This is a genomic window from Acidovorax sp. KPB24-07, from assembly GCF_057543315.1.
Genome location: NZ_BAAJYS010000149.1, coordinates 1 through 8,837 on the forward strand (window position 1 = coordinate 1; position 8,837 = coordinate 8,837).

11 protein-coding genes and 4 pseudogenes are annotated in these 8,837 nt (G+C 65.6%); 7 read left to right on the plus strand and 8 right to left on the minus strand.

The window, feature by feature from the left end:
- Nucleotides 1-246 (plus strand): annotated as a pseudogene (locus AC27IQ_RS14890) (hypothetical protein); the annotation flags it as partial.
- A gap of 82 nt (nt 247-328) precedes the next feature.
- On the opposite strand, the gene ylqF reads toward AC27IQ_RS14890, so the two are convergent.
- Nucleotides 329-1,342 (minus strand): ribosome biogenesis GTPase YlqF, encoded by a 1,014-nt coding sequence (gene ylqF / locus AC27IQ_RS14895; RefSeq protein ID WP_284403458.1) that lies wholly within the window; start codon nt 1,340-1,342, stop codon nt 329-331.
- Nucleotides 1,343-1,422: 80 nt separating this feature from the next.
- Here ylqF and AC27IQ_RS14900 point away from each other — a divergent pair, with 80 nt between their 5' ends.
- Together AC27IQ_RS14900 and AC27IQ_RS14905 are read left to right on the plus strand one after the other, a co-directional pair.
- Nucleotides 1,423-1,668, plus strand: coding sequence for a hypothetical protein (locus AC27IQ_RS14900; RefSeq protein ID WP_272564034.1), 246 nt, complete (start codon nt 1,423-1,425; stop codon nt 1,666-1,668).
- A gap of 17 nt (nt 1,669-1,685) precedes the next feature.
- On the plus strand, nt 1,686-1,961 hold the full coding sequence (locus AC27IQ_RS14905; protein ID WP_487089922.1) for an oxidoreductase-like domain-containing protein: 276 nt from the start codon (nt 1,686-1,688) through the stop codon (nt 1,959-1,961).
- 43 nt (nt 1,962-2,004) lie between these two features.
- Here AC27IQ_RS14905 and AC27IQ_RS14910 read toward each other — a convergent pair whose 3' ends face one another.
- Together AC27IQ_RS14910 and AC27IQ_RS14915 are read right to left on the minus strand one after the other, a co-directional pair.
- A complete protein-coding gene (locus AC27IQ_RS14910; RefSeq protein WP_487089923.1) occupies nt 2,005-2,472 on the minus strand; it encodes a LysR substrate-binding domain-containing protein in 468 nt (155 codons plus the stop codon).
- A pseudogene (locus tag AC27IQ_RS14915) lies at nt 2,459-2,896 on the minus strand (LysR family transcriptional regulator); the annotation flags it as partial. The gene AC27IQ_RS14910 and the pseudogene AC27IQ_RS14915, both read right to left, overlap by 14 nt.
- A gap of 141 nt (nt 2,897-3,037) precedes the next feature.
- On the opposite strand from AC27IQ_RS14915, the gene AC27IQ_RS14920 reads away from it, so the two are divergent.
- Both AC27IQ_RS14920 and AC27IQ_RS14925 read left to right on the plus strand, forming a co-directional pair.
- The gene (locus AC27IQ_RS14920) at nt 3,038-3,949 is read left to right on the plus strand and encodes an NADP-dependent oxidoreductase (RefSeq protein ID WP_487089924.1); all 912 of its coding nucleotides are present in this window, start codon (nt 3,038-3,040) and stop codon (nt 3,947-3,949) included.
- A 134-nt stretch (nt 3,950-4,083) separates the two neighbouring features.
- A complete protein-coding gene (locus AC27IQ_RS14925) occupies nt 4,084-4,863 on the plus strand; it encodes an SDR family oxidoreductase (RefSeq protein ID WP_487089925.1) in 780 nt (259 codons plus the stop codon).
- A gap of 65 nt (nt 4,864-4,928) precedes the next feature.
- On the opposite strand, the gene AC27IQ_RS14930 is transcribed toward AC27IQ_RS14925, so the two are convergent.
- From AC27IQ_RS14930 to AC27IQ_RS14945, 4 genes and pseudogenes are all read right to left on the minus strand, one after another.
- Nucleotides 4,929-5,315 (minus strand): DUF6678 family protein, encoded by a 387-nt coding sequence (locus AC27IQ_RS14930; protein WP_487089926.1) that lies wholly within the window; start codon nt 5,313-5,315, stop codon nt 4,929-4,931.
- Between the two features lie 173 nt (nt 5,316-5,488).
- Complete coding sequence (locus AC27IQ_RS14935) at nt 5,489-5,608, minus strand: DUF4256 domain-containing protein (protein WP_487089930.1); 120 nt, start codon at nt 5,606-5,608, stop codon at nt 5,489-5,491.
- A gap of 88 nt (nt 5,609-5,696) precedes the next feature.
- Nucleotides 5,697-6,062, minus strand: a pseudogene (locus tag AC27IQ_RS14940) (DUF4256 domain-containing protein); the annotation flags it as partial.
- A gap of 75 nt (nt 6,063-6,137) precedes the next feature.
- Nucleotides 6,138-6,620 carry a GreA/GreB family elongation factor gene (locus tag AC27IQ_RS14945; RefSeq protein ID WP_487089927.1) on the minus strand — a complete coding sequence of 161 codons (483 nt, stop codon included), beginning with the start codon at nt 6,618-6,620 and terminating at the stop codon, nt 6,138-6,140.
- Nucleotides 6,621-6,846: 226 nt separating this feature from the next.
- Here AC27IQ_RS14945 and AC27IQ_RS14950 point away from each other — a divergent pair, with 226 nt between their 5' ends.
- Nucleotides 6,847-7,419, plus strand: a complete 573-nt coding sequence (locus AC27IQ_RS14950) for a DUF3885 domain-containing protein (protein WP_487089928.1) — start codon at nt 6,847-6,849, stop codon at nt 7,417-7,419.
- A gap of 79 nt (nt 7,420-7,498) precedes the next feature.
- Here the strand turns inward: AC27IQ_RS14950 and AC27IQ_RS14955 are convergent, their stop codons facing one another.
- Nucleotides 7,499-8,422: a LysR family transcriptional regulator gene (locus AC27IQ_RS14955; RefSeq protein WP_487089929.1), complete on the minus strand. Its 924-nt coding sequence runs from the start codon at nt 8,420-8,422 to the stop codon at nt 7,499-7,501.
- A gap of 222 nt (nt 8,423-8,644) precedes the next feature.
- Here AC27IQ_RS14955 and AC27IQ_RS14960 point away from each other — a divergent pair.
- Nucleotides 8,645-8,837: pseudogene (locus AC27IQ_RS14960) on the plus strand (aldehyde dehydrogenase family protein); the annotation flags it as partial.

Below are 8,837 nucleotides of genomic sequence, written 5' to 3' on the forward strand. Positions count from 1 at the left end.
ACCGAGGCGCCGGGCGACGCGCCCGACGACGCACACGCCGCCTACCAGCTGGAGATCGAGGCCGCCGCCCCCGGCGCGCCGCCGGTGGTGCGCATCACCTGCGCCCAGCGGCAGTCCGATCCGCGCCACCCGCTGCCGCGCCACGCCGTGGACCATGCGGCGCGCCTGCTGCGCTGGTTCACGGTGCTGGAGCAGCGCCTGCATGCGGCGCACGGGGGTACGGCGCAGAGCGGTGATATCGCCTGATTTGCTATCTATTTAATAGCAATACAGGCAATCAATACTAGGGCATGGGCCCGTTTTGACTCAAAACCGGCAGGCCCGGGCTTCAATCCCCGCCGCCGTCCCCGCCCCCATCGCCATCGCTCTCCGGCGCCTGCGAATCGCCCTGGCCATTGCCATCGTCGCCGCCCCGGCTGCCGCGCTTGCGGCCCCGGGCTTCCTTCTTGGCGGCGCGCAAGGCTTCCTGCCGGGCGCCCTCGGCCTGCCAGACCTCGAACTCCTCGGGCGTCTCCAGCGTGATGCGGCCCAGGATGGCGGTGCGAAAGTCCGTCATCACCAGCTCGGCCGCCTTCTGCAGGTTGACGCGCCCGCCGGCCATGATGGCGCCGCGCTTGCGGGCCACGGCCTCCAGGATCTCTTCGTCCTGCAGGTTGCCCACCGCGCCCGCCGGCAGGCCCAGCTTGTAGCGCGCCTCCATCAGCGGGACGTAGTGCTGCTTGAGGTAGCCGATCAGCTCCAGCGCCACCTCCTCCTCGTCGTAGGCGTTGCGGCCGATGGCGCCGCTGGCGGCCAGCTTGAAGCCGCTTTCGGGCACGGTGATGCGCGGCCACAGCATGCCGGGCGTGTCCCACAGGTAGAAGTCGTCGGCCAGCGTGATGCGCTGCTCCAGCTTGGTGATGCCGGCCTCGTCGCCCGTCTTGGCCTGGCTTTTCTGGCTGAGCGTGTTGATGAGCGTGGACTTGCCCACGTTGGGAATGCCGCAGATCAGCACCCGCATCGGCTTGGCCATGCCGCCGCGCTGCGGCGCCAGCTGGTGGCAGGCGTCGATGAGGCGCCGCGCCGGCGCGGGCTCGGACGCATCGAGCGCGATGGCGCGCGTCTCCGACCGGGCGTTGTACCAGTCGAGCCACAGCGGCGTGCGCGCGGGGTCGGCCACGTCCTGCTTGTTGAGCACCTTGACCGCCGGCTTGTGCCCGGTCAGCTCGGCCAGCAACGGGTTGCTGCTGGAGCCGGGCAGGCGCGCATCCAGCAGTTCGATCACCACGTCGATGTCCTTGATGCGCTCGCCGATCGCCTTGCGCGTGAGGTGCATGTGACCGGGAAACCACTGGATGGCCATGGAGAGTCTTTCGCTTTTTTGAGGGGGTTCGAGGGCGACAAGGATAATCGGCCCTGTCTTCACCTTCCGCACTGGCCTACATGCCCCTTCCCCCACCCCCCGTTCACCGCCCCGATCAGAAGCACGACAAGGAGTTGCTGTTCAAGGGCGTGACCTGCGCGCTCATCGGCCTCATCGTGCTGCTGGCACCCTACGTGGCGCGGTCGTCCAGCGTGGCGGACATGATGCGGCAGGCCTCCCTGGTGGGCTGGTTCGCCCTGGTGCTGGGCGGCGCGTTCCTCGTGCGCTACGCCATGCGCCGCTATGGAGGCCGCCGCCGCTACTGAGAGCGCGGGACGATGCGATGACCGAAGTCGCCACCGACCTGGCCCGCGCACGCGCTGGATTCGCCGCGCTGCAGGCCCGCGCGCAATCCCATGCGGTGGCGCTGCGCCCGCCCCCGGCCGAACCCACCACCTGCTGCGGCCGCGGCTGCAACGGCTGCGTGTGGGAGGGCTTTTACGCCGCCGCCGAGTGGTGGCGGCAGGATGCGCTGGAGGCGTTGCAGGCCGCAGCCTCTGCCGTCGCCCCCTCCGGTCCGACGGCGCGGCCATCCGGCCGCAGCGCCAACGACTTTTAGCTTCAGCGCCCGATGGCCTTGAGCGCTTTCGCGCATGCCCACCTCAGGCGAAATGATCGCAGAGAAAATCCACGAAGGCGGTGACCTTGGGGCTCACGAGCCGGCGTGATGCGTGCAGCACCCAGCCTTCGGGTTCCGCGCCCTGCACCACGCCCCATTCGACGATGCGCCCGGCGGCCAGGTCCGGCGCCACGGCGGTCCGGGGCACCAGGGCCGGGCCTGCGCCCGCGAGCACCGCGTTCCGGATGAGCAGCGGGGTCGAGTAGCGCAACAGGGGCTTGGGCAGGTACGTGCGCACGCTGCCGGCCGGGTCGACCACCGTCCAGGCCCCCGCCACGGTGCGGCCCGTGCGCATGACCGCCGGGAGTTCGATGCCGCCGCCGGGTGCTGCGGCATTCGCTGGCGGCAGGGGCCAGTCCGGCGGCGCGACCAGCAGCAACTGGTCGCGCAAAAAAGCAGCGGCCGACCAGCGTGTCGTCCGGCCGCGGATTGAAGCGCACGACGATGTCATACCCGTCGCCCACCAGATCGACGAGGCGGTCTTCCGCCGTGACCTCCAGCCGCACCTCGGGGTGCGCGCGCAGAAACGCCGCGCCCAGTTGTCCCATCGCCACGTGCGCGAACAGCAGCGGTGTGCTGACGCGCAGCACGCCGCGCGGCCGGCCGATGCCGGACTTCAGCTCATCGACCACCTGCGTGATCTCGCCGAAAGGATCGGCCGTGCGCGAATGCAAGAGGGCGCCCTCCGGCGTCAACTGCAATTTGCGGGTGCCCCGCTCGACGAGGCGCACGCCCAAGGCGTCCTCCAGCGCCCGCACCCGGCGGGACAGTGTGGCCTTCGGCACGCCGCTGGCGCGGCTGGCGCTGCCAAACCCGCCGTGGGTCGCCACCCGGTTGAAATCGGCCAGTGCCGTGATGTCCATGCTTTGTTCCATTGATGAGACGCCATGTCCAGATTTCTCGGACTATGCACCATTCCTGAGCCACCGAACAATCACGGCGTGGGCAAGCACTGGCCGCCAAACGGCCCGCTTCACTGCCCGCTCCCTTCACCCCATCAGCAAGGAATGCCCCCCATGAAAGCAGTACGGTTTCACCAATACGGTGGTCCAGAGGTTCTGGCCATCGAAGACATCGCGAAGCCCGCGCCCGGCCCCGGCCAGGTGCGCATCGCGGTCAAAGCCGCAGGCGTCAATCCGATCGACTGGAAACTGCGGGCCGGCTACATGCACGCGATGATGCCCATCGCCATGCCCGCCGGCAGCGGGTTCGACGCGGCAGGCATCGTCGATGCCGTGGGCGAAGGCGTGTCCGGCGTGGCCGTGGGCGACGCCGTCTTCGGCAAGGGCATCGACACGATGGCCGAATACGCCGTCCTGCAGGAATGGGCCGCGAAGCCCCAGGGGCTGTCTTTCGAAGAAGCCGCAGGCTACCCGGTCGCGGTCGAAACGGCCACGCGCATCATTGCCGAAGTGGGCGTGAAGCCGGGCGAGACGCTACTGGTCAGCGGCGCCGCCGGGGGCGTGGGATCGGCCGTGATCCAGCTGGCCAAAGCCGCCGGCATCCGCACGATCGGCACCGCCAGCGCCGCCAAGCACGACTACCTGCGCTCGCTGGGCGCCACCCCGACGACCTACGGGCCCGGACTGGCCGATCGCGTGGCCGCCCTGGCGCCGCAAGGCGTGCAAGCCGCACTCGACATTGCCGGCTCTGGCGTCATTCCGGAACTGGTGGCGATCACCGGCGATGCATCCAAAGTGCTGTCGATCTCCGACCTGTCGGCCCCGCAACATGGCGCCAAAACCTCGTTCGACCCCATGGACGTGGCCCTGGCCAGCAAGGCGCTGGCGGGTGCGGCATCGCTGTTCAACGCCGGCGCATTCACCTTGCCGGTCGAACAGACCTTTCCGCTGGACCGCATCGCCGACGCGCATGAACTCAGCGCCCAAGGCCACGTGACCGGACGGCTCGTCATCACCATGCACTGACGGATCGCAGGCCGGACCCTCACGGCCTGGCCTCTTTCAACCCATCGATTTCCCCAGCGGCGCCTGGACGACTGCGTGCGGAATCCAACGACCGTCAATCTCCACCTTCAACCGTCAGGCAACAAAGCCACACCATGGACATCAGCAACAACACCGTCCTGATCACCGGCGGTTCGTCCGGCATCGGGCTGGAACTGGCGAAGCAGCTTCTGCACCTCGGCAACACCGTGATCGTCACCGGCCGCAACCCCGCCAAGCTGGCGGCCGTGAGCCGCTCGCTCCCCGGCATCCACACCCGGGTTTGCGACGTGGCCGATCCCGCGTCCATCCGCGCGATGCACCAGACGCTGCCCCAGGAGTTTCCGGCACTGAACGTCGTCATCCACTGCGCCGGCATCATGCGAAAGATCAATCTCCAGAGCCCCACGGATGATCTGCAAGGCCTGACCCAGGAAGTCGAAACAAATCTGAAAGGCACCCTCTGGGTCAACCAGATGTTCCTGCCCCACCTGAAAAAACAGCCGCGCGCGGCGATCGTCAACGTGTCTTCGGGGCTGGCCTTCGTGCCCATGGCCATCGCGCCCATCTACTGCGCGACCAAGGCGGGCCTGCATGCCTATACACGGTCGCTGCGACTGCAGCTCAAACGCACCCGCGTGCAGGTCTTCGAGCTGGCGCCACCGGGCACGGATACCTCGCTGTTCTCGGATGATTTCACGAAGGAAGATGTGGGCGGCGTCACCCCGATGCCGGTCGAAACCCTGGTGAAGCATGCCTTGGCCGGGCTGCGGAAAGACAGGCTCGAGATTCGGCCGGGGTTGAGCAACGTCTTGAAGATCGCATCGCGCATCGCACCGAATTTCATGTTCGCGCAGTTGGGCAAGTCGGTGGATTTGATGATGCGGGACCACTGAGCCGGGCGAGCGATCTTTGCCGCAATGTGTGCAACGACGCGGCCAGGGGCTTTCCCGTCCACCCGTCAGACAGCGTTCGACTTAGGCCATGGACCGCCGCCCCTCTCACGCCAATCTGGCTGGGGCCCAGGCCGGGTATAGCCCCACACCCGAATGACTCCCGCCTCCACGGAATAGGGAATGCCGTGGCGCTTGAGGACCTCTTGCAGCCAGTGTGCCGAGGCCGCTTGAAGCTCGATCCACTCCCACTCCGCGACCGGATGAAGGTGGTAATAGAACTCGCCGTCCCATGCAGTACATAACCCCGGTGGTGCGAAAACGCTGCGGCCCCGGAACTGGGGATGCTGCTCGACCGGTGCCGCGAGCATCTCGGCACGCAGCTCCGCCCATTTGGTGTGATTGAGCGCCGGATACAGCTCCCCGCGCTGGGCCATGGCTGACAAGCGCTTCATGTCTTCATCGGTTGGGCGAGGCATTGCCCTGCTATCGCAATTGCGCAGACAGGTCACATGGCCCTCCGAAATTTCCATCGTTCAGTCCCATCGCAGGCAACGATGGACGCCACGATAACGACGCCTGCAGCAGGTCCGGGTTCCTGTCGCTGCGCGCCAACTCAAAGGCTGCCTCACACGCTCACCGAGCCCCTGAACCCTCGCGCAGCATAGTAAGACTCGGCACCGTTGTGGTACACGAAGACTCTGCCGTAGCGCCTGTCGCAAAACAGCGCGCCGCCGAGTTGTCTGATTTCCGGCGGCGTGGCGACCCAGCTCGACGTTTTTGCGGTCGAACTCCCCGAACTGCTGAAGCGTCCGGTATTGGTCCTCCGTCAGCAGCGAGATGCCCATGGCAGCGGCCACGCCCTCCGCGTTGCTCTCTGGCTTGTTCTGCTTGCGGGCATTCCATGCCGCTGCGTCATAGCAGAGGCTTCTGCGACCCTGGGGGCTTTCAGCGGCGCAGTCGCAGAAAACGCAGGCGCCAGTGGCATCCGCTGTTCCGATGACATCGGGTTCGCCTCCTGTGGCCTCCATGGCGTGGAGCGCCTTCAGCTTTTCGGGGTTGCTTTGCAAACGCGCATGGACGTGGGCCCAATCGACACCCGGGTGCCTGTGAGTGTTCTGTTGGAACCGCTGCTGCAATGCTTCAAGGATAAGGTCGCCCTGGCCTGTTTTCACGTCGCTCCACTCCTGTTTGAACATCATTTTTACCAGCGGATGCGTGCATGAGGTCTGAGTGTCCGCTGACCTCGTGTTGATTCTGCTTGACCTTGCAACGGCTCAGTGCACCCGCAGCACCTCAAACTGCTGCCGGCTCGGAGCGACCTGTATCGACACTTCATCCCCCTCGCATTTACCCAGCATGGCCCTGCCCAAAGGGGCTTCGCAACTGATGACCTGAACGATCTGACCGCCGCTGACCAACTTCATGCTGCCTCCATCCGGGCCGAGAAAAATCTGCTGCTCCTTGTCGTCGGAATCGACCAGGCAGACCAGCGCGCCGAGCTGTATGCCTTTGCTGGCGTCGTAGGGGCGCGGACAGAATTGGCGCCAATGGGCCAGCGCCTGGCGGATGGCTTCGGCGCGCCGAGCCTGGCCGGTCGCCAGATAGGCGGCTTCGAGCCCCAAGGTGTCGTATTTGTTCTCGGCGATGTTTTCTTCGTGGGTCGCCGTTTCATGGGCCGCCCGCATTGCCTGCTCGGCTTGCAGCAGGTCTTCTGCAAGCTGTTCCAACACCTGCTGCTGCAGCAAAAATTTATCCATGATCAAAGTGAGGCATGTCGAACGAGCGGTGGGCAGGTCTTGATTGTGAAGGGCTCCAACAGCCTTCGAAGGCTCCCGTTGGCCGCGGGGTTAACTTCAGCGATGGGAGCGATGCCGCAACTCAATCGGCTAAGCCATTGGCAGAATTGACCAATCACCCGACGCTTGGCATTGGCCTCACCCAGGGGGCTCCATCAATAAAAGACGCTCGGATAGAGTGACGGATATGCGCCCTGATCCCCTTGCCTGGTGGCATTCTGAGTTCGGCGAGATTGCGCCTCGCGGGCATCTTCTGCGTCGCGCGCTCAGCGCGCAATGGGTGCGGTTTCACTCACTCCCTGAATCGAAGCGGTACGCTGGGTCGCTGGACGAATACGCCGAAATTGAACATCGACATTGTCTCGTCGCATCAGCGCTCTTCAGCGCCAACGAGCCTTTGTACGTCTTTCGCGCGCTTGGCGAGGAAGCCAGGCTGCGTGGAAAGGCCAAGCATCAGCTTGCCGGGCGCCAATTCAGAGAGGCCGTTGCTGTGATGCAGCCCGAAAGTCTTGGGCAGGACGAAGAGGATCGAATGTATGTCCGGGCTTTGGTTTCCCACTGGAAACCCGATTTTTTCAAAGCTGCGATTCGCCTACTCGCAGACTGGAAAGTGGTGGGCATCACGTTTGTTTCTCCGGCGACAAAAAACATTTTCTGTCCCTACGACGGTGGGATGGACGTCTTCACGCACTCCATCGCACCCGAAGAGCTTCGCGCCCGCTTTACGGATTGGCTATCGCCCCGTCCGGACGGTCTGTGAACGACGGCTTGGGCCCAAAGCGAACCTCCGTCTCAACCGAAATTGGCCATACGTGACAGACCTTGAAACCGCGAATCATTCAGGCCAATCTAACTTTTCGCGTTAACTCCCCACTCTCCCCCACCACCCAATCTCTGAACGCCTTCACCAACGGCGCCTCCGCCCGCGCCTCCGGATACACCAGGTAATACGCATCGCCGCTGGTCAGCACGGTATCCGACAGCTCCACCAGGCTCCCCGCCGCCAGCTCCGGCTCGATCAAGAACCGCGGCAGCAGCGCCGCTCCCAGCCCCGACACCGCCGCCTGCGCAATCATGGCGAACTGCTCGTGCCGTGGCCCGCGCAGCGCCAGGCTGGTCGGCTCGCCCACCAATTCGAACCATTCCGACCACTGCGTGGGCCGCGTGCTCTGCTGCAGCAGCACCACGCGCGCCAGGTCTTGCGGGGTGTGGATGCCGTGCTGGCTTTGGTAGCCCGGGCTGCACACCGGCACCACTTCTTCGTGCATGAGGTATTCGCACACCGCCCCGGCCCAGTGGGGCGTGCCGAAGTGGATGGCGGCGTCGAACGGGGTGCCGGCAAAGTCGAACGGCTCGGAACGCGCCGCAAAATTGACCGTCACCTCCGGATGCAGCGCCATGAAACCACCCAGGCGCGGGATGAGCCAGCGGGTGCCAAGGGTGGGCAGCACGGCCAGGTTGAGCAGGCCGTCGGTGCTGCTGAAGGCCATGGCTTTTTGCGTGATGGCCGACAGCTGCTGCAGCACGCCCTGCAGGTCGGCGGCGTAGACGCGGCCGGCGTCGGTGAGCACCACGCGCTGGCGCACGCGGTGGAACAGGGCGGTGCCCAGTTGCGCCTCCAGCTGGCGGATCTGGCGCGAGACGGCGCTCTGGGTCAGGTGCAGTTCTTCGGCCGCGCGCGACACGCTGTGGTGGCGGGCGGCGGCTTCGAAGGCCAGCAGGTCGGCCATGGAGGGGAGAAAGGCGCGGCGCAGCAAGGTCATGCTCCAAGGGAATGACTCTGCGCAAGGCATTGCCGGCCAGCGCAGATTCGACTAGGGCAAGGGTTTTTACCAACCCGGAACTTGATTCCATTTTGACATCAAGTCGTTCCGTAATTTTGCTATGCAGGCAGGCGCGATTGGGGGATATTGGCGCACGCTTTCTTGCTTCTTTGCCTCGTCGCGTTTTACCGTTCTTGTTTTTTGACTGCGAGCACCACCGCCATGTCTGCCAACGTCGCCAACCCTTCCTCACCCGCCACGCCCGCCTCTGCCGTCTCGGCGGAGGTGGATCAATTGCTGAAACGCCTGGGCGTGCCGCGCTCGGCCTACACGGGCGGCAGCCTGCCGGTGCGCTCGCCCATCACGGGCGAGGCGATCGGCGCGGTGCCGCAGCACAGCGCGGCCGAGGCCACGG

Bases quoted from the DNA above. Each gene is read 5' to 3' on its own strand.
- AC27IQ_RS14930 (WP_487089926.1), bottom strand. From the start codon at position 5,315: ATGAAGCGCTTGTCAGCCATGGCCCAGCGCGGGGAGCTGTATCCGGCG.
- AC27IQ_RS14925 (WP_487089925.1), top strand. From the start codon at position 4,084: ATGGACATCAGCAACAACACCGTCCTGATCACCGGCGGTTCGTCCGGC.
- AC27IQ_RS14955 (WP_487089929.1), bottom strand. From the start codon at position 8,422: ATGACCTTGCTGCGCCGCGCCTTTCTCCCCTCCATGGCCGACCTGCTG.
- AC27IQ_RS14950 (WP_487089928.1), top strand. From the start codon at position 6,847: ATGCGCCCTGATCCCCTTGCCTGGTGGCATTCTGAGTTCGGCGAGATT.
- AC27IQ_RS14900 (WP_272564034.1), top strand. From the start codon at position 1,423: ATGCCCCTTCCCCCACCCCCCGTTCACCGCCCCGATCAGAAGCACGAC.
- AC27IQ_RS14945 (WP_487089927.1), bottom strand. From the start codon at position 6,620: ATGGATAAATTTTTGCTGCAGCAGCAGGTGTTGGAACAGCTTGCAGAA.
- AC27IQ_RS14905 (WP_487089922.1), top strand. From the start codon at position 1,686: ATGACCGAAGTCGCCACCGACCTGGCCCGCGCACGCGCTGGATTCGCC.
- ylqF (WP_284403458.1), bottom strand. From the start codon at position 1,342: ATGGCCATCCAGTGGTTTCCCGGTCACATGCACCTCACGCGCAAGGCG.
- AC27IQ_RS14910 (WP_487089923.1), bottom strand. From the start codon at position 2,472: ATGACATCGTCGTGCGCTTCAATCCGCGGCCGGACGACACGCTGGTCG.
- AC27IQ_RS14920 (WP_487089924.1), top strand. From the start codon at position 3,038: ATGAAAGCAGTACGGTTTCACCAATACGGTGGTCCAGAGGTTCTGGCC.